The organism is Mesorhizobium sp. L-8-3 (assembly GCF_016756615.1).
Classification (GTDB): Bacteria; Pseudomonadota; Alphaproteobacteria; order Rhizobiales; family Rhizobiaceae.
On the sequence record NZ_AP023262.1, the window covers coordinates 5,545,116 to 5,564,917 of the forward strand.

General features: G+C 62.9%; 14 protein-coding genes and 1 pseudogene. 9 read left to right on the forward strand and 6 right to left on the reverse strand.

The genetic code is table 11. The features are described 5' to 3' along the window. The first annotated feature begins 61 nt into the window (after positions 1-61). Both JN302_RS25710 and JN302_RS25715 read left to right on the forward strand, forming a co-directional pair. The gene (locus JN302_RS25710) at positions 62-220 is read left to right on the forward strand and encodes a hypothetical protein (protein WP_202329604.1); all 159 of its coding nucleotides are present in this window, start codon (positions 62-64) and stop codon (positions 218-220) included. Beyond that, positions 220-1,320 carry an ImmA/IrrE family metallo-endopeptidase gene (locus tag JN302_RS25715; RefSeq protein ID WP_202334452.1) on the forward strand — a complete coding sequence of 367 codons (1,101 nt, stop codon included), beginning with the start codon at positions 220-222 and terminating at the stop codon, positions 1,318-1,320. Before JN302_RS25710 ends, JN302_RS25715 begins: the two co-directional genes overlap by 1 nt. A 5-nt stretch (positions 1,321-1,325) precedes the next feature. On the opposite strand, the gene JN302_RS25720 is transcribed toward JN302_RS25715, so the two are convergent. Beyond that, positions 1,326-2,243 (reverse strand): alpha-glutamyl/putrescinyl thymine pyrophosphorylase clade 3 protein, encoded by a 918-nt coding sequence (locus tag JN302_RS25720; RefSeq protein WP_202329605.1) that lies wholly within the window; start codon positions 2,241-2,243, stop codon positions 1,326-1,328. Beyond that, positions 2,230-3,072: a thymidylate synthase gene (locus tag JN302_RS25725; RefSeq protein WP_202329606.1), complete on the reverse strand. Its 843-nt coding sequence runs from the start codon at positions 3,070-3,072 to the stop codon at positions 2,230-2,232. The genes JN302_RS25720 and JN302_RS25725 overlap by 14 nt, the downstream gene beginning before the upstream one ends. Between JN302_RS25725 and JN302_RS25730 the strand changes: the two genes are divergently transcribed. Beyond that, complete coding sequence (locus tag JN302_RS25730; RefSeq protein ID WP_202328731.1) at positions 3,049-4,017, forward strand: IS5 family transposase; 969 nt, start codon at positions 3,049-3,051, stop codon at positions 4,015-4,017. The genes JN302_RS25725 and JN302_RS25730 overlap by 24 nt on opposite strands. A gap of 821 nt (positions 4,018-4,838) precedes the next feature. Here the strand turns inward: JN302_RS25730 and JN302_RS25735 are convergent. The 3 genes and pseudogenes from JN302_RS25735 to JN302_RS25745 all read right to left on the reverse strand — a co-directional run bounded on the left by JN302_RS25735 (position 4,839) and on the right by JN302_RS25745 (position 7,097). Continuing rightward, positions 4,839-5,160: pseudogene (locus JN302_RS25735) on the reverse strand (hypothetical protein). 488 nt (positions 5,161-5,648) lie between these two features. Further along, complete coding sequence (locus JN302_RS25740) at positions 5,649-6,764, reverse strand: alkene reductase (protein ID WP_202329607.1); 1,116 nt, start codon at positions 6,762-6,764, stop codon at positions 5,649-5,651. A gap of 42 nt (positions 6,765-6,806) precedes the next feature. Next, complete coding sequence (locus tag JN302_RS25745) at positions 6,807-7,097, reverse strand: ArsR/SmtB family transcription factor (protein WP_244742116.1); 291 nt, start codon at positions 7,095-7,097, stop codon at positions 6,807-6,809. A gap of 980 nt (positions 7,098-8,077) precedes the next feature. Between JN302_RS25745 and JN302_RS25750 the strand changes: the two genes are divergently transcribed. From JN302_RS25750 to JN302_RS25775, 6 genes are all read left to right on the forward strand, one after another. Further along, positions 8,078-9,355 (forward strand): extracellular solute-binding protein, encoded by a 1,278-nt coding sequence (locus tag JN302_RS25750; RefSeq protein WP_202329608.1) that lies wholly within the window; start codon positions 8,078-8,080, stop codon positions 9,353-9,355. Positions 9,356-9,486: 131 nt separating this feature from the next. Next, positions 9,487-10,704, forward strand: coding sequence for an ABC transporter ATP-binding protein (locus JN302_RS25755; protein WP_202329609.1), 1,218 nt, complete (start codon positions 9,487-9,489; stop codon positions 10,702-10,704). Next, positions 10,701-11,594 (forward strand): carbohydrate ABC transporter permease, encoded by an 894-nt coding sequence (locus JN302_RS25760; RefSeq protein WP_202329610.1) that lies wholly within the window; start codon positions 10,701-10,703, stop codon positions 11,592-11,594. Before JN302_RS25755 ends, JN302_RS25760 begins: the two co-directional genes overlap by 4 nt. An 8-nt stretch (positions 11,595-11,602) precedes the next feature. Further along, a complete protein-coding gene (locus JN302_RS25765) occupies positions 11,603-12,478 on the forward strand; it encodes a carbohydrate ABC transporter permease (RefSeq protein WP_244845925.1) in 876 nt (291 codons plus the stop codon). A gap of 125 nt (positions 12,479-12,603) precedes the next feature. Further along, complete coding sequence (locus tag JN302_RS25770; RefSeq protein ID WP_202329611.1) at positions 12,604-13,479, forward strand: metallophosphoesterase; 876 nt, start codon at positions 12,604-12,606, stop codon at positions 13,477-13,479. Between the two features lie 219 nt (positions 13,480-13,698). Continuing rightward, a complete protein-coding gene (locus JN302_RS25775) occupies positions 13,699-16,365 on the forward strand; it encodes a caspase family protein (protein WP_202329612.1) in 2,667 nt (888 codons plus the stop codon). Positions 16,366-16,773: 408 nt separating this feature from the next. Here JN302_RS25775 and tssH read toward each other — a convergent pair whose 3' ends face one another. After that, positions 16,774-19,521: a type VI secretion system ATPase TssH gene (tssH, locus tag JN302_RS25780; protein ID WP_202329613.1), complete on the reverse strand. Its 2,748-nt coding sequence runs from the start codon at positions 19,519-19,521 to the stop codon at positions 16,774-16,776. Between the last annotated feature and the right edge of the window lie 281 nt (positions 19,522-19,802).

Consider the following 19,802-nt stretch of genomic DNA (forward strand, 5'->3'; position numbering starts at 1 on the left):
GCTAGCGGATGCGGAAGCTTGCGAGAATGTCCAGGAGTGGCAGGAGATCCTGGGGGGGAACTTGACCATCAATGACGATGAGAGCTTTGAAGTCGCTATCGGTTCGAGCTACACGGCGACCTTCGTGAGCGTGGATCAGAACGCCGCACTAACGAAAGCCGGACGGATTGACTGGGCCAGCGTTGAATTTGTGAAGCTGACAGCCATATCGGAAGTATGATGATCGACGAGCACGACACAGCCAACTGGTTTTCGAAACCCGGCGACTCGATCCGCGCAATCATGCAACGACGCAACATTTCTGCGCATGACCTTGCTAAGCGCTTGGAGGATGGGCTTGATACCGTCCGCAGCCTCATAGACGGGTCGCGGCAGATCGACGAATCGACCGCTTCGACACTGTCGGCGGTGCTGGGAGCTACGGCGAAATTCTGGCTGAAGCGGCAGGAGAACTTCGACACAGCGCTCGATCGTGCAGTGGTTCAAGCCCGAGAGAGTGGACATGAGGATCTGCTGTTACATCTCCCCGCTCCGGGCCAGAAAGCACGTGGCAAGCTATCCCTAGAGCGCCGTGCGGCCGAGATCCGCAAGAGATTGGTGTTCTACAACGTTCCGAACGCAGAATCGTGGACGGGTCGATATGGGCGCCTGGTGGGCGAAACGGACTATCGTACCTCCAAGGCATTCGCGTCAAAGGAAGATGCCACTCTTCTATGGCTCCGGCGCGGCGAACTTGAGGCCGACATGATCCAGACACGCGCCTGGAATTCCGGAAATCTGATGGATCGGCTGAAGGAAATCCGAAAACTTTCTATGATCCGTCATCCTCAACTCTTTCTACCTAAGCTGAGGAGGCTCTGCGCGGAAGCGGGTGTTGCGCTTGTAGTCGTCAAGGCTCCGGCCGGCTGCCGCGCCAGCGGCGCGATACGAATGGTCGATCCCGATAAAGCAATGCTCCTGCTGAGCTTCCGCTACAAGCGGGATGATCAGTTCTGGTTCACGGTTTTCCATGAGATCGGACATCTGGTGCTTCACAAGGCGGACACCTTCGTTGACGATGATGCTCTGCAGGGGGACATAGATCGGGAAAACGAGGCCAACGAGTTCGCGGCGGAATGCATCATTCCTCCCCTGCGGGAGTCCGAATTCGAACGCGTCGGGCCGAAACGAGACGACATCGTTCGCTTCAGCGTGTCGATTGGCGTGGCTCCGGGCCTAACCGTCGGACAGATGCAGCACCGTGGAATGTTGGAGCCCGACAAGTTGAACTATCTTAAACGTACGTGGGACTGGAGTCAGATCGATCCTGCCACCGTCTAGGATCGCTATCCTTTGAAGTGGATGAATGCGGTCGGGCTCTTTTGCCAGTTGCATAAGGCATCCTCCATCACGGCCATCCCCACGTGAAGGTGTGCGTCCAACTGATCCACCCAGCTCTGAAGCTGTGCTTCCGTTGCTGCGCCGGTGTGTGAACCCGTGAACAGGAGGCGCGCGCCGGAAGCGGGGCCCGTGGCGCCCTTGAAGTAGGCGGATCCTGGCTCGATCGGAGCAATACCGTACCGACCGATCAACGCAAGATAATCAAACTTCGCAAGGCGCCCAAAGGTCTTCACATTCATGCTCCGATAAAGAGCATCGAAGATCGTTGCGGGATTGTTACCTGCTTGCTGGATCTTTACAGCAAAGAACGCTTGATGTCCCGCAGGCCCTATCCAACCGACATAGCTGAGCAGGACGTTGCCGAAGCTCCTGTTGGAATTCGGCCGCAGACTCTCGTACTTCCGGTGATTGCCGAATTTTCCTCCGATGTTCATCCAATTCGCAGCGAGCCATGAAATCATTACCTGTGGGTTGTTCGAAACAGTCTGCCAGTTCCACACCCCAGCCCCGAGGCGGCCGTATACCTGCTGCAGTCGAAGCCATCCTGAAGACACAGGTCGAGCGAAATGCGTCATCAGGAACACAAGCCATGCGGCTTCTTCTACGTTGCCGTTCTGCATATGAAATGCAACCGCTCGCTCGGCATCGAACGCGCCCGAATTGGGATCTGCTTTCCTTGCCGTGACGGGCTTTTCCTGTACGCGCCTGTAGTAATCTTCGCGTCTCAGGCTTGCCACGAACTGCATTGCGAGTGTGTCGCGCGCTAGATTCCCCGCAGCACCTGGAAGATTACGGACGTTGGCCGAATAGGTCTGAAGAGCGCTCGAGATCTGCGCATGTTGTTGCTGCCTAGTCGGCCACATTCAGGCTGCCTCCATTAATTTTGGCATCTCGCAGGAGTCGGGTCCTCAGCCTTCGCTTGAGATACGTTCGATAAACCTCGTCATAAAACTCGGCCTTCAACTCGTCGAGGTCTTCGAACCCTGGTGCATCCTGACGTTTAGTCGCCCAGAACACCTGAAGAAGGCGAATGATGTCGGCCCAGTAGGGTTCGCTCGTGAAGTCTGCTGCCCGAATTTTCTTTCCTGCCCGGATCTCCCCCTCAGCCTGCAACAAAGCGGCAGTAATCGAGAATGCGTCTCCGGAAGGCATCGGAGGCATTTGCACGGTCTTCTGATGTCCTTCATTCACGTAGTGCCTCATCGCTTCGACCGAGCTGTCGTAAACGTGCATGCTGGTGGCGAAGTGAATGTAATCACCCGGATCGAGGTCAAGGCGAGTTGCCATCATCTCCTGGAGCATTGTGAAGCAGAACACGTCATGCGGCAGGCCCTTGTACGCGTCGTTCGACCGCATCGTGGTGGACATGTGAAGGCGGCCGTCCCGCGCCAAGAATTGCAAGGCAGTCGTGCACGGAATCTCCTCGTGATGGACCGCTATGTCCGCAGCATCGTAAAGTTGGATCACAGCGCGCTTGGAGGTGGATTTCTCTTTCAGAAGCCTGGTGACATTCTCAAGCTGGTTGATGCTTCCGCGCATTGCATGAATTCGCGGGCCGTAGGCGCCAGCGAGGATGCCATCTTCGGCATCATTGGCGTAATCCGGGGAGCGCTTTTCAAAAGTCCCAACTCTATGATTCAATAGAGAAAAGTTAGGATTGATTCGGCTATGTCTCGTCGTAACTTGGCGCAACCTTCACTCGCCGATGCATTGGTGCGTGACGTGAGCAGGGGTAACAAGTTTCTGGAAGAAGTGCAGAAGTTGATCGATTGGTCGGCTTTCGAGGTGCTGTTCCGGGAAATCCATAACGATGCTCTGGGGGCGCCCGGCTACCCGCCGATAGCAATGTTCAAGATTGCGCTCTTGCAGCAATGGTACGGCCTGTCCGATCCGGCGGCGGAAGAAGCGGTGGCCGACCGGCTGTCGTTCCGCCGCTTCTGTGGGTTTCCGCTCGATCAAAAGACACCGGACCACATGTCGATCTGGCGCTTCCGCCAGAGGCTGGTCGAACTGGCGCTTCAAGATAAGCTGCTTGCCGAATTGAACCGGCAGTTGGAAGGGCGCGGTCTTCTGGTAAGGCGCGGCACGCTGGTTGACGCCACCATCATCTCGGCGGCGGTGGCCAGGCCCGACTACGAGAAGGGCCAGGTGTCGGCGCGCGATCCGGATGCAGGCTTCACGCACAAGCACGGCAAGACCTATTTCGGCTACAAGGCCCATCTCGCCGGCGACGCGGAGAGCGGGCTGATACGCCAGGCGGAGATGAGCTCGGCCGATCTGCATGACAGCCAGATGGGCGCTGTGCTCATTCAAGGTGACGAAGAGGCCTATTACGCCGACAAGGCCTATGACAGTCAGGCGCTGCGCGACGAACTGGCGGATCGAGGCATCAAGGACCGGATTGCCTACAAGGCCAAGCGGGGCAAGCAGCAGCCGAATTGGCAGAAGTGGATGAACAAGGTCGCCGCCAGCGTGCGGGCCGGCATCGAGCGGACCAACGCGACGATGAAGAACTGGTACGGCATGGCCCGGGTTCGCTATCTCGGCCTGGCGCGCAACCACTGCCATCTGCAGCTTGTCGCCTGCGCGATAAATGCCAAACGGGCGCTCGTTCTCGTCAAGGCCGGCACGGCCTGAGGGGAAGGCTGCGTCCAAAATCAGGAAATCGAGGGCAAAATCGGGAGCAAGTGAGCAGAAACTGAGCCGATAGGCTGGAGAAAGTTGCGCGGATCGGCGGCGACGGGCCGCTGATGCCCGCCACATACGGGCGAAGAACGTCTAAGGGCGGGACGCCCCAACTTTAGAAAAGCACTCCCGGGATATATTCCTTGATGAATTCCAGAGTATTGAGGCCTCCGAGATACCAGAGCAATTCCCCCAAAGCGCTGAAAGGCTTGCCACGGTCCTGTGATCGACTGATCCGGGCTCTGGGGTTGGTCATGCGGAAGGACACCCCAATCTTTTCTCGCATTTTACCCCGGGTGCCAACGTTCGCGCCCCCCTCTGCCAGAAGGATCGGGTACAGTTCGATCAGTATCTCATCAATGCCTTCACCGCACAGGTACATGCCGCCCCCGAATCTATCCCTACTGCACATCTTATGATTGGACTGTGGCAGGGTAAAATACTACTGGAATACGCTTCAGACTTTTCTTGCACCTCAGGCAAGCGGCTCAGGAACCGAAACAGATGATCCCCTGTCGTAACGGCGCAGCAGTTCGGCCTCGATATATATTATCCCATAAGGCGGGCGAGAAGAACTCTACTTACCATTTGGGGTTGCGCCATCATGAGAGGCATCACATGAATGACCGTTTCGGAGATCGACGGACGCATTGTGATGGCTGAAATGATGGGGCGCAAAGTGCAGGTCGTCGAGCTACGTCTCCGGCACGGTGTGAAGCAGTAGCTGAAGAGTCGACGGGTCGTGACGTATGCCACTCGAGTGGAGGGCTAGGCTAGGGCGCGGGGTCGGTGAGGAAGGGCATGATGTCCACGCCGTTTCCTGGAAAGACAGAGAAATGTGGGTGATTTTCGAAGATGCGGGCAGCGGCCTCTATGGTCTCGGCCTCAACGACGACATAGCCGCAGAAGGGATTCACGGCGCCGGCGATGCCGTCCCTGGTCACGCGTCGTCTTGCCGACCATGCCGCCACGATCGGGGAACGATGCGGCGTTTCTCTCCTCCCAGTCCGCCCATTGCTTCAATCCGATGGCGTCGATTGCGTCCTGCTCAGACTTAGGCAGGCTGCGAAAGCGGGCGAGGTCTTCAGGCTTCATGGTGTAAACGGCGAGAAAGCGGGCATGCGGCGCGCTCTTCGTGCTGGCAGAAAGGCATTCGAGCCTAGACTCCCTACTGGCAGAAGTCACTCCGCATTCACGCCCTGCAAGTGCCCACCGCCTATCTGCATCGGATCAGGAAGTCCACTTCTTCGCGCAAAGCGGCCTCACGCGAGGGAATAAACGAGGCCGCTCGCAGGATGCGGACGTAGTCAGCGCAATGACCGAAATTGGGCGCGGAGCGGCCATTCTGATTTAGGTCGCGCCTTGTCCGGATGTTGCTTACAAGCGACGACGACGAGCCGTCTTCGGACGGGACTCAGCCGGCTTCAGTCGTCCGCAGGCGGCACCGGGCGTAGGCCTTGCCGGCGAACGATCTTCAACCCGCGGCGCGGCTTGAAGCACTTATCGCATCATGTTTCGCCACCAAATGTGCAGCGCCCCACTCCGGGTACCCGAAGTGGGGCGACGTCCAGTTCGTCGAGACGTCAGGCGGCAGTCGGATAGTCGGTGTAGCCCCTCGCCCCGCCGCCGTAGAAGGTCGCCTTGTCGGGCGCGCTCAGCGCGACGTTGTCCTTCAGCCGGCGCACGAGATCGGGGTTGGCGATGAAGAGCTTGCCGAAGGCGACGAGGTCGGCGCGTCCCTCGGCCACGGCTTTTTCGGCGAGGTCCTTGTCGTAGCCGTTGTTGACCAGCCAGGCGCCGCGCCCCCTGGCATTGCGATAGGCGGCCTTGAACGCCGCGTAGTCGAACGGCTTGTCGCCCTGCTGGAAGTCCCGCCCGCCGCCGGTCGCTCCTTCGATGACATGGATATAGGCCAGGCCGCGGCTGCCGAGGCCCGACGCGACATGCTCGAAGAGCGGCTGGGGCTCCGGATCGGAAGCGTCGTTGGCCGGGGTCACCGGCGAAAGCCGGATGCCTGTGCGGCCGCTGCCGGCAGCGCCCGCGACGGCATCGACGACCTCGAACAGGAAACGCGTCCTGTTCTCGATCGAGCCGCCATAGTCGTCGGTCCGGTTATTGCTGCCCGAGCGCAGGAACTGGTCGATCAGGTAGCCATTGGCGGCGTGGATCTCCACGCCGTCGAAACCCGCCACCTCGACGGCTGCCCTGGCGGCGCGACGAAAGTCGTCGACGATGCCAGGGATTTCGTCCGCGTCGAGGGCCCGCGGCTCCGACGTCTCGGCAAACTCCCCGCTTCCGTCGGGCCTGACCAGGTAGGTCTTGGATTTCGCCCGGATGGCCGAGGGCGCCACCGGCTTTCCGCCGCCGGGCTGAAGCGAATTGTGCGAGATGCGGCCGACATGCCAGAGCTGGACCACGATCTTGCCTCCGGCCTCGTGGACCGCGTCGGTGACGCGCTTCCAGCCGGCGAGCTGCCCCGGTCCGTAAAGACCGGGGACGTCGGCATAGCCCTGCCCCTGGTGGCTGATGGCGGTGGCCTCGGTCACGATGAGACCGGCCGAGGCGCGCTGCCGGTAGTATGTCACCGACAGGTCCCCCGGTACCGCGTCCGGAGAACGATTGCGCGTCAGCGGCGCCATGACGATGCGGTTCGAAAGCGCCAGGTCGCCGGCCTGCAAGGGATCGAAGAGAGTGGCCATGAGAATGCCTTTCATGCATTGGGAGGAAGGAAGGAGGAAACGTCAGAGATCGGACAGCGCCACCCGGAAGGCCCCGATGGTGTCTTCGTTGCGCTTGTAGAACACCCATTGACCGACACGCCGCGTCGTCACGAGATCGGCGGCGGCGAGCGTGGCAAGATGCGCCGAGACGGTGGATTGCGACAGGCCGCATCGCTCGAACTGGCCGGCGCAGACGCCCATCTCGAGCGGATGCTCCTGGCCGGAGAAATGCCGCTCGGGCTCCTTCAGCCAAGCCAGGATCTTGCGTCGTACCGGATGCGCCAGCGCTTTCAGCACTGCGTCGCTATCCACGTTCTTCGGCTGCATCGACATGTGACGATATATAGATCGTAAATTTCCGATATGCGAAGCCGTTCATTCCATTTTCGTGGCCGGCCGGAGAACGGATTTGTTCCGCGCAGCGGAGAAGCCGGGTCTTTTCGGCGCGTTCCTGCGCAATTCGTTGTCGTCCGGATCGCAGGCCACGCAAGCCGGTCGCTGCTCCATGGCATATACACATCTGCCGAGCCCAACCGTTGCCTGGTCTCGTCCTTTGTCCGTTTTGTTCGACCGCCGCGCTCCCTGGAGCACCCCTCATCCGACCCAGCCTGTATTTCGGCGTCACCCTTGAGCCCAGCACGATCGTAGCGGCCGAAATACAGTCTGGGCCACCTTCTCCCACAAGGGGAGAAGGGAGAGCTTGGCTTCGACGGTTCTGCAAGTCGCCGACGTTGAAGGTTGGCGGCAACGCCTCTGCAATCCTGCCTTCTCCCCTTGTGGGAGAAGGTGGCCCAGACAGTATTTCGGCTCCGGCGGTGATCACGGGCTCGACAGTCGAGCCGAAATACTGGCTGGGTCGGATGAGGGGTGCTCCAAGGAGCGCGGTGGTCGACGAGGCGTTGCAGCAGGCCGTGTCCCTTGCAGAAGAGATGTGTATATGCCCTAGCCCGCTTGCGGGGTGAGCAGCCGGTTCGCGGAGCGAATTCATCCTGCCAGTGGCACGATGAAAGGCCAGCGAACGCCGGGAGCTGCGAAGCAGCGGGGACCCGGCCGGTCGTCCGGCAGGATAGTGAGGGGCGGCGCAAAGCGAAGCGACTATTTTCCGATGTCTCCCAAGCCGATACCGGAGGGCAAGCCGGGTCACGCGCGAGCGCCTGAGCTCCCGCGGCGCGACCGCGCACTGTGGAGTGTCAACAAAGCGTCATGCATCGGTTGTCCCGCTGTCACCAAACTTCCCTAGGTAGCCCCTCGCCGCTCCCGAGCACCACCGTTTTCCCAGCCGAGGAATGCCGATGAAGAAAATGCTGCTTCCGTTCACCGTCGCACTCGCCGCGTCCGTCAGCCCGGCCGCAGCGCAGGTGACGATCACCTGCCTGACCAATGCCGGCCATCTGACCCGCCAGCATGAACCGCTGATGAAGAAGTTCAACGAGATGCAGGACGAGATCGTCGTGGAGTATGCCGCGCCGGCCAAGGATTACGCGGACACGCATCTGCGCCTGTTCCGCGAATCGGCCACCAACACCCTGCCGGACTGCGCGTTCCAGGCCTACAACCAGCTGCCCTCGCTGGTGCGGGCCCTGAACCAGCGCAACCAGATCGTCGATCTCGGCACGCTGCTCGAGAAGGAGGGCGCCGAATGGGTGAAGGCCAACTATACCGACCGCATGCTGGAACTCGGCCAGGTCGACGGCGTCCAGGTCGGCATGCCGTTCAACGCCTCGGTCGTCCAGTGGTACTACAATGCGGACCTCTTGAAGAAAGCGGGGCATGACCCGGACAAGTTCCCGACCGACTGGAACGGCATCCTGGAACTCGCCGCCAGGATCGACGCGCTGAGCGACGACGTCCACGGCATGTCCTATGCGGTCGAGCAGTGGGGCGACGACTGGCCCTGGCAGATCCTGATCACGCAGCAGGGCGGCACCCTGCTCGACGAGGGCCAGACCAAGGTCACCTTCGACCAGAACGGCTACGCGACGAAGGCCATGGAACTGGTCAGGCGTCTGGTCACCGAGGGCAAGTACGACCCGGCAGTGACCATAAACGACCAGCTCAAGTCGTTCACAAACGGCACCATGGGCATCTATGCCAATTCGCCGGCGTCGGCGCGCAATATCGAAGAACTGGTTGGCGACAAGTTCGACCTGCGTTCGGTCAAGTTCACCATCGTCGACGACGCCAACGGCACCCTGCCGACCGGCGGCAACGCGGTCCTGATCACGACCACCGATCCCGAGAAGATCGCCGCGGCCTGGGAATATGCGAAGTTCATGTCCGGGCCCGAGGCCCAGGCGATCACCGCCCGCAACACCGGCTACCTGCCGACCAATGTCGGCGCGCTCGGCGAGAACTACCTGGCGCCCTATTACCGGGAGTTCCCCTACTACGCCACGCCGTCCACCGGCTACGACCGCGCCGGCAGGTGGCAGGGCTACCCGGGCACCCAGAGCGAGAAGATCTGGCGCGAGCAGAAGAACATCCTGCGCTCCGTCATGCTCGGCGAGACTACGCCTGCCGATGGCGCCGCGAAGATGAAGCAAGTCGCCGAAGAGCTGATGCAGCGCTAGGCAAGGTTACGTGACACGCTTCACCTGCCTGGTTTTCTCTTCCGCAGGTTCCTGACGGAAACCGCGGGACATTTTCCGGAACCTGCACAGGCGCATCCGCCGGTGGGCCAAAAAGACAGGGAGACCGACCCATGCCGATGCTCTCGATGCGTGACATACGCAAGGCATACGGGACGAACCAGATCCTTGCCGGCCTGTCTCTCGATGTCGACGAGGGGGAGTTCGTCTCCCTCGTCGGACCGTCGGGCTGCGGCAAGTCGACCCTCCTGCGGATCATCGCCGGCCTCGAAGCCCAGGACCACGGTAGCATCAGCATCGACGGCAAGCCGGTCGACGCGCTGCCGCCGAAGCATCGCGAAATCGCCATGGTGTTCCAGGACTACGCTCTTTATCCGCATATGTCCGTCGCGCAGAACATGGCGATGCCGCTGATCATGGCCTCCCTGCCATGGCATGCGCGGCTGCCGCTGATCGAACGCATCCATCCGCTCGCCCGTCGCGGCCGCCCGGCGGTCGAGGCCCAGATCAACCAGACCGCGCGGCATCTCGGCATCGAGCATCTGCTCGACAGGCGGCCGGCGCAGCTTTCCGGCGGCCAGCGGCAACGCGTGGCCCTCGGCCGGGCCCTGGTGCGCTCTCCGAAACTCTTCCTCATGGACGAGCCGCTGTCCAACCTCGATGCCAAGCTGCGCACACAGGTGCGCAAGGAGATCGCCGAGCTCCACGCCAGCTCGAAGCTCACCTTCATCTATGTCACGCACGACCAGATCGAGGCGATGACGCTGTCCGACCGTGTCGCGATCATGCGGGCCGGCAGCTTCGTCCAGGTGGCCCCGCCGGTGACGCTCTACGAGGATCCCGACAATGTCGAAGTCGCCCGCTTCATCGGCTCGCCGGAGATCAACCTGCTTCCGACTGAGGTGGAGAATGGCAGGCTGCGCATCGGCGACCGGCTGCTCGATGCCGTGATCCCGAAGGGCGCGAGCGGCGACCTGCTGGTGGCGTTCCGGCCCGAAGCCGCACAGTTCGACGGCATTGCAGGCCTGTCGCACGATCGCAGCAGGTCGACCTCCGAGGCCCTCGACTTCGACGTCAGAAGCATCGAGGATCATGGCGCCGATCTCGTCGTGCATGGCGCACTGGCGACCGAGCCCAGCATCGAACTGAGGGTACGGGCCCAAAAGCTGCCCGGCACGCAGATGTCGAACGCCCGCATCGCCGGCCGGAAGGCACTGCGTCTCGACCGCGAGGGCCTGCTGTTCTTCGATGCGGACGGCCAGCGGGTGCGCGACCGCAGCGTCTCCTCCGTGGCGGCAGCCGCGTCACCCCGGGGAGCGCTGGTGCCGTGAGACGGGCCGCCGAAACGCTGGCCCACGCCCAGCAGAGGCTCGCCTATGCGCTCGCGGCGCCGGCGGCCCTCCTCATCCTCGTCATCTATCTCGCGCCCATCCTTCTCGTCATCCTCATCTCGTTCACCGATTTCACCCTGGTGCGCGACGGCATGAGCTTTGTCGGGCTCGACAATTATCGGCAGATGGCAACCGACGAGAATTTCGGCAACGCGCTTGCCAACACCTTCATCTATGCCGCCCTGTTCCTGCCGGCAGCGTTCATCATCCCCCTCCTGCTCGCGATCCTCCTCCAGGACCGCTACCGCTTCCGGTCGATCCTGGAGGTTCTCTACTTCCTTCCCGTGACGTCGACGCTGGCCGCCATGTCGCTCGTCTGGGCGGCGCTCATGGACAGCAAGCAGGGTGTCCTCAACGGGATGATCACGTCGTTGGGCTTCTCTCCCGTCAACTTCCTCGGCGACCCCGACATCGTGCTGTTTTCGCTCGCCATCATCTCCGTCTGGAGCATCATCGGCTTCAACATGGTGCTGTTCCTGGCCGGGCTCACCGCCATACCGCCGACGCTCTATGCCGCCGCCGCCGTGGACGGTGCCGACGGTCCGCTCGACCGCTTCTTTCGCGTCACCTGGCCGATGCTCGGACCGACGTCGACCTTCGTCGCCGTCACAAGCTCCATCACCGCCTTCAAGCTGTTCGATACGGTCGCGCTGCTCACCCAGGGCGGCCCGGACCGGGCGAGCGAGGTCTATCTCTTCCTCGCCTTCAGCGAGGGCTTCGAATATTTCAACATGGGATACGCGGCCGCACTGTCCTTCGCTTTCCTCCTCATCGTGTTCCTGTTCGCGCTATTCCAGGCACAGTTCGCCGACCGCCGGGTGCGCAATTGAGATTCGTCATGGCAAGCTCAGCTTCTCAGCCGGCCGCACCGGCGGTCACGCGCCCCCTTTCCCTGCGCCGCATCGGGCATCACGCGGTCACGGTCCTGCTCTTCCTCGGCGGCCTGGCGATGGTCTTCCCCTTCATCTGGATGGTGTCTTCCAGCCTCAAGCCGAAGAGCGAGATTTTCGCTCCCCAGTTCTCGTTGCTGCCGCGCGAGTTCCACGGCCTGGTCAATTTCGGCAAGGTGCTGTTCGACCAGCCCTACCTGCTCTACATCCTCAACTCGCTGATCGTCTGCATCGGCATCCTGGCCGTCCAACTGGTGACGGCAGTACCGGCGGCCTATGCGCTGGCGAAGCTGCGCTTTGCCGGTTCGAGCATCCTGTTCGGCGCCGTGATCGCCGGAATAACCATCCCGGTGAACGTCATCGCCATTCCGCTCTATATCGGCATCGTCAAGGTCGGGCTCATCAACACCTACCTGGCGATGATGTTTCCCTTTCTCGTCTCCGTGTTCGCGATCTTCCTGTTCCGGCAATTCTTCCGCACCTTTCCCGACAGCATCATCCAGGCCGCACGGATCGACGGGTTCTCCGAGATCGAGATCATCTTGCGCCTGATCCTGCCCAGCGCCGTGCCGGCCATCGCGGCATTCTCGGTGTTCTCCTTCGTCTCGCACTGGAACGACCTCTACTGGCCTCTCATCGTCGTGCAGAGCCAGGACAAGGTCACCGCGACGCTGTCGATGATGCAGTACAAGGGCGATCTCGGCATCGACTACGGCGTGACTTTCGCCGCCGCGACCATCGTCACCGCACCGCTTGTCGCCGCCTTCCTGTTTGCCCGGCGGCTCTTCATCCAGGGGATCACCATGACCGGGGTAAAGGGATGAGCGGGCCTGTCGTCGGGGCGATCTTCGACATGGACGGGCTGCTGATCGATACCGAACGCCTGCAGCAGGTGGGTCTGCTGCCGGAACCCGAACTCGTCCCTTCCCTCTGACAGGAGTCCCAGACCGTGCCCAAGATCATCGTGATGGCGGATCTGCACATCGTACCCGAAAACGAACTGTCGCATTCGCTCGATACGAGCGAGCGCACCCGCCAGGCTATCGACTTCATCAACCGCAATCATGCCGATGCCGACCTTCTGGTGATTGCGGGAGACCTTGCCGACCGTGGCGACGCGGCGTCCTATCGCCGGCTCAGGCACCTGCTGGCGGAGATCGACCTGCCCTACGTCCTCACCCTCGGCAACCACGACCACAGGCCGACCTTCCTCGCCGAGTTCGGCGATGTCGCCGAACCGGAAACAGGCAAGATGGACCGGTCGCTCGTGCTCGACGGCTGCGCCGTGGTGGTGCTCGACAGCAGCGAACCGGGCGTGCCCGGCGGCCGTCTCAGCGCGGCGCAACTGGAATGGCTCGGCCGGCGGCTCGCCGAACATGCCGACAGGCCGGTCGTCATTGCGCTGCATCACAACATCTGCCCGCTGCACAATCAGAACGACGTGATCATTCTCGAGGAGCGGGATTTATTCGTCGACGTGCTGAAGAGCCATCGTGACGTGCGGGCCGTGGTGTCAGGCCATGTTCACATGACGTCGAGCGGCACCTATAGCGGCATCCCGTTCAGCACCTTCGCCGGAAATCACTATACGATCGAGCCCACCTTGCAGAGCCTTTCGGGCGCGCTTCCGGCACCGGTGCCGCGTCGCGAGGGGCCCGGACAGATCGCAGTCGTCATCGTCGACGAAAGGTCGGCCGTCGTGCTCAAGGAAAACTTCCTCGACCGCCACCTCGTATTGGCACAGGAGCTGTTCCCGATGAGGCGGCGCGACACCGAAGGCCAGATCGCGAGCGCCGAAACGAGTGACGCCACCGTCCTCTCCTGAGGGGCGTTGGCGCGTTGCGCTCCAGCCGGAAAGCCCATGGCTGGACTGCCGGCGCGCCATCGCATGGCCGGGTCTTGCTGGCGTTCTTAATCTTCTTGTCCATCCTCCGGCCCGAGTATATCCTTCCTGCTTTCCCTCGCGCGGGGTTGCGACCCGTAAGATAGAGGCGAAAAGTTGGATCGGTCTGCGGGTAACAGAGTCCAGAACCGTCCCAGGGGCGTGGCGGACAGCGCGCTCCGCCACCACGTTCACCTGCTTGTTCGCCTGTTCATCTGGTGCCTTGTTCTGGCGGCCGGCGCCATTGCTTCAGGACTGACGCCGATCGAAGCCCTGGCCGAGCGCGCCGAGGGCCGGCGCGCCGCATTGGTCATCGGCAATTCGGCCTATCAGGATCTCGTTCCCTTGCCCAATGCGGCCAAGGACGCACGCCACATCGGAGAGGTCCTGAGCAGGGCGAATTTCGAAGTGACGATCGGCGACGACCTCGACAAGGCTTCGCTGGAAAGGACCATCCGGGATTTTCTCAGATCGCTCAATGACGGCGACGTCGCGCTGTTCTACTACAGCGGGCATGCGGTCCAGGTCGCCGGCGAAAACTACATCCTGCCGGTCGACGCCAATCTGACCTCGTCATACGATCTCGAGGTCGAATCCTACAATATCTCCAACCTTCTCGACTATATGCGGGAGACCTCGTCCCTGCAGATCCTCATCCTGGACTCCTGCCGGGACAATCCTTTCAAGAACGAGTATTATTTCGCGGGCAACAAGAAGGTCGCCGTCAAAGGCAACAAGGGGCTCGCCTCCCTCACGCCGCGCCAGGGCTCCCTGATCGTCTATTCGACGGCACCGAACCAGATCGCCTATGACGGGGCCGGAGAACTGAGTCCGTTCACCGACGCTCTCGCCGGCCACATCCTGACGCCGAACACCGAGGTGCGGCAGGTGCTCACCGACATCCGCGCCGACGTGATCGCCCGCACCAGCGGCCGCCAGGTTCCCTGGGACGTTTCGAGCCTCACCTCGCAATTCTTCTTCGTGACGCGGGAAAGCGTGCTGGTGATGGGCGAGAGCCTGACGGAAGTGAGGGTCTCGCCGCAAGCCAGGCGCGTCGAACTCGACATCCCGCCGCCGATCGCCAGCGAGGAAATGGCGCTCACCGCACATTTCGACCAGCCGCTCAAATCGGGCAGGCTCATGTTGGGATCCGAACAGATCGAACCCGGCGCGCCGATCCCGACGAACCGCCTCCCCGATGTGGTCTACCTGCCCGAACCGGGCGAGACGTCCGTCCAGCTCATTCCCTACTCCGTCGTTTCCTCCGAAGGGCACAAGGTCAGCGGAGCCGTGGCGATCGTCTTCGATCCTGCAATGAAGCCACCTGTCGACGAGCAGGAAATTCCCGTCGCCTCGAAGGAGGGAGGAACTACCCGACCGGCCGGAGCCTCTTCGAAAGCCGAGTTGCGGCAGCTCGCGCTCGCGGCCGATGTGGGCACGGGTTTCCAGTCGCTATCGGACGCCATCCCGCAGCCGCAGCAACTCGGCGACGGGTGGTATCGCATCGACGAGCGTTCCCCTGCCGCTCAGATAGCGCTCAATACCCGAATGCTGTCCGAAGGCGACCTGGTGAAGTCCGAGGACATAGCCCGTCTCGGTATCCGTCCGTCCCTCAGGATCATCGAAACCGATGCGAAGATCGTCCTCAAACCCATCGGCCAGGCGGCTGGCGAACCTCCCATCGTCATCGACGTGAAGGCCTCCGTCAATCGCTGCGACGAGCTTGCCGGCGATCGGCTGGACATACAGGGCGTAAGCGAGGGCGTCTATCCCAACGACATCAGGATCGACGAGGCGCTGGCCGCCTGCCGGGAGGCAGTCGCGTCGGCGCCCGACGTCGCCCGGTTTCGCCATGAACTGGGACGTGTGTTGTATGCCAGGGGAGAATTCGAGCCGGCGCTCGCCGAGTTCAAGGCAGCGCTCGCGGCGGGTCATGTCCGCTCCGGCGAATTGCTCGGGCGCTTCTACCAGTACGGGGCCGGCGTGAAGAAGGATCCGGCCGCAGCCGTCCCGCTTTTCGAGGCTGGGGCAGCGCGCGGCGACGCCTATTCGCAGTACTCGCTCGGCAAGGCGCTGATGGAGGGCAACGGCACAAAGGCCGATTACGGCCGCGGCGTGGAACTACTGACCCGCGCGGCCGAATCCGGCCACACCTTTGCGATGAACCAGTTGGGCGCGGAATATCTTTATGGCAACCGGGTCCCCAAGGACGTCGAACGGGCGCACCGCTACTTCCGGGAATCCTACGAGCGGAAGGATATATGGGGCGCCATGAACCTGTCGCTGCTCTATCGCGACGGGATAGCCGTCGAACAGGACAAGGCTCGCAGCAAGAAACTGCTGATGGAGGCGCATCGAGGCCTGCATCCCTATGCCGGCCGCCTGCTCGCCCTTACGCTGATCGAGGAACAGGACCGCGACCAGCAGCAGATCTTCCGGCTGTTCCGCGAAAGCGCCGAGCGCGGCGACGCGTGGGGCGCCTACTACGCGGCCGAGATGATGCGGCTGGACCGCAAGCTCATCGCCGAGGAGGGAGACGACATCCGGCTGCTCGCGCATGCGCTCGGACGCGGGGAAGGAAAGCCGGCCGAGCGCGCGAGAGAGGCGCTCGCGGAAATCCCTGAGAAGCTTGTGAACATCGAGGTCCAGAAGGCCCTGGTGCGGCTCGGGGCCAAGGGTATCGAGGCGGACGGGGTCCTGGGATCGCGAACCAGGCAGGCGGCCGATGCGATGCTCGGCCACCCCGCGCCGCGATCCTCATATGAGCTTCTAGCCGAACTGGTGGCGCGGGAATGGCTGTTGTCCAAACCGCGCCTCGACATGCTCTGACAGCCGGACCGGAGGTTGGCCATGCGCAGATGCTCGATACCACTCGTTCTCGGCGCAGCCGCCCTGGCGCTTGCAGGCTGCGAGACGGTGGCTCCCTTGCCGCTCATTCCCGCGTTTCAACCGGCACAAACCGTGGCCCAGCCCGTGCCGAACAATCCTCGCCCCAAGGCCCGCACGGCAGCGGCGGCGAAGCCTCGATCCGGAGGCGGAACAACGACTGCCAGGAAAGCGACGCCAAGCGGCAGCAGTACCGCGCGCAACGTCGCCACCACGGGCACCGCAGCCAGCCCGCCGGCACCCGATCCGTACCTGATACGCGCACTGGACGAAAGCCGCGGCGGCGGTGCTGGTGGCTGGTAGTTGCGAGAGCACACTGCTCAACGCTCGGCGCTGCCGCAAGGCTGACCGCTATTCGAACGAATAGGTAAAGCCGTCCTCGGATGCACCCACGATCACACGCGTCATGGGCTGGCCGTCGATCGTGCGGCTCAAGACCCCCCGGCTCAATGCCGGAAGAAGCGTGTTGGTCAGGATCGCGTCGATCATCCGCCCGCCCGACTCTATCTCCGTGCATCGCGCCTTGATCATTTCCATGACGCCGTCGCCGATCACCAGTTCCGCATCGTGGCTCGCGCGCAGCCGCCGCGCGATCTTCGAGAACTGGTGCCGGGTGATCGCCTCGATCATGGACGCCGACAGCGGATAGTAGGGAATGACCACGACCCGCCCCAGGAATGCCGCGGGAAAGACCTTGAGCAGCGGTGCCCGGAGCGCCTTCTCGAGGCCGTCGATCTCCGCGCGCTGCTGACCGCCGCCCGTCTTGTGCATGATCACGTCCGAGCCGACATTGGAGGTCAACAGGATCAGCGTGTTCCTGAAGTCGATCCGCCGCCCCTCGCTGTCGTCCATCATGCCCTTGTCGAACACCTGGAAAAAGATCTCGTGCACGTCCGGATGCGCCTTCTCGACCTCGTCGAGCAGGATCACGGAATAGGGCCGGCGGCGGACGGCCTCGGTCAGGATGCCTCCCTTGCCGTAGCCGACATATCCGGGCGGCGCTCCCTTCAGCGTCGAGACCGTATGCGCCTCCTGGAATTCGGACATGTTGATGGAGATCAGGTTCTGCTCGCCGCCGTACAGCGTCTCGGCCAGGGCCAGCGCCGTCTCCGTCTTGCCGACCCCAGAAGGCCCGCAAAGCAGGAACACGCCCACGGGTTTTTCCGGCGCACCGAGACCCGCGCGGCTCGTCTGCACGCGCCTGGCGATCATCTCCATCGCATGATCCTGGCCGACGACGCGCTCGGCCAGGAGGTCGGCAAGCCTGAGCGCCTTCTCGGTCTGGCTGGTGAGCATCCGGCCGGTCGGAATCCCAGTCCAGTCCTGCACCACCGCGGCCACGGCACTGCGGTCGACCGACAGGAGGATGAGCGGCGTCTCGCCCTGCATCGATCCCAGCTCGGCCATGAGCTCCCTCAGGCGTGCCAGGTCGGCCGAAAGGTCGGGCGCCGCCGCGTCGGCTGGGGCGGCATCGGACGGAGCGGCATCGGACGGCGCGGCATCGGCCGCGTCGACGTCCTCACCCTGCGATGTTTCCTGCTCCGGCGTGATCGCGTCGAGCGGCACGCCCTCGCCGCGAAGCCTCGCGCGCAGAGAAAGGACTTCGGCCACCATGGCCTTTTCCCGATCCCAACGCTCCTGTGCGGCCGCGAACGCGGTTTCGGTCTCGGCCAGTCCCGCGTCGACCCGCGCAAGTCGTTCGGCGACCTCGATGCCGATCGCCCCCTCGCGCCCGATGATGCCCTTTTCGATCTCGAGAGCCTGCCGCCGGCGCATCAGGTCCTCGACCTCGGCGGGCGTCGCGTGCTGCGAGATGGCGACGCGCGCGCAGGCCGTGTCGAGCAGGCTGACCGCCTTGTCGGGCAATTGCCGCGCCGGAATGTACCTGTGCGAGAGCTGCACGGCGGTCTCTATCGCCTCGTCGAGCACCTGAACCTGGTGATGCTTCTCCAGCGCCCCTGCGACGCCGCGCAGCATCAGCACCGCCGTCGCCTCGTCGGGTTCCTCCACCTTCACCACCTGGAAGCGCCGTGTGAGAGCAGGATCCTTCTCGATATGCTGCTTGTACTCGGCCCAGGTCGTTGCCGCGATCGTCCGCAGTTCGCCCCGCGCCAGCGCAGGCTTCAGCAGATTGGCGGCATCGCCGGTCCCGGCGGCGCCGCCCGCTCCGATCAGAGTATGCGCCTCGTCGATGAACAGGATCACCGGCGTCGCGGACGACTGCACCTCGTCTATGACCGCCTTCAGCCGTTTCTCGAATTCGCCCTTCACGCTCGCGCCGGCCTGCATCAGCCCGACATCGAGCATGTGCACGCTCACGCCCTGCAGCATGGGCGGAACATCGCCCTCGGCTATGCGCCTGGCGAAGCCTTCGACCACGGCGGTCTTCCCTACGCCCGCCTCTCCGGTCAGGATCGGATTGTTCTGCCGGCGGCGCATCAGGATGTCGACGATCTGGCGTATCTCCGGGTCGCGCCCGACCACCGCGTCTATCTTGCCGTCACGAGCGCGCTGCGTGAGATCGGTAGCGTATTTCGCCAGGGCGGATTCGCCGCCGGGCGCGCCCCGCACTTGAGCTTTCGGCGCGGCCTCCGGCGGCGCGCCTTCGGTCGAACCCGCCACCACGTCGTTGAAACGGGCAATGACGGCATCTGCATCGATCCGCTCGAATTCTGGGCTGATCCTGGCAAGCAGACCGTCGAGCACCGGCACCTTGCGGCAGGCAAGCAGCACATGGGCCCCGCGCACCTCGTCGGCGCCGAATTCGAGCCCGGCCAGGCTCCAGGCCTCCTGGATGGCGTGGAAGATATGGTCGGAAAACTCTTCGATGGAGGTCGCGCCGTAGGGAAGCTTGTCGACCGCGCGGGTCAAATCGGCGGCGAGCCTGCTCATGTCCACGCCGGCATCCGCCGCGATAAGCTGGACGTCCGAGCGGTCCGACAGGGCGAGCTGCTCGATCCAGTGGACGAGCTCGACATACGGGTTGCCGCGCAGCTTCGCCGCATCGGCCGCGGCCTTGAAGGCGCGCAGACAAGCGGGGTTGAGCTTGCCGACCAGTTCCTTGCGCTTGAAGCTCTGTGACGACCTTCGCTGTTGCATGCCGCCTGGCTCCATCGGAGTTGCTCCTGCGACCGGACCCTCCATAGCCTGCCACACAAGCGAGGCTTTACAAAGTGGCAAGATGCAATCGAAGGGTCCTGCCAGGCTCCGGCCCCGCCGATCGACGGCTTTTCACGGAGGTTTCACGGCGCCTTGTCATAAGTGGTCTCGCGGGGAAGCACCGGCGAAACGGAGCTTGCTTCGCGTCTGTAACCATGTCGCGGCATTTCGACGGACGGCGATTCGCGAAAATATGGACACCGGCGCTGAAACGCGTATCG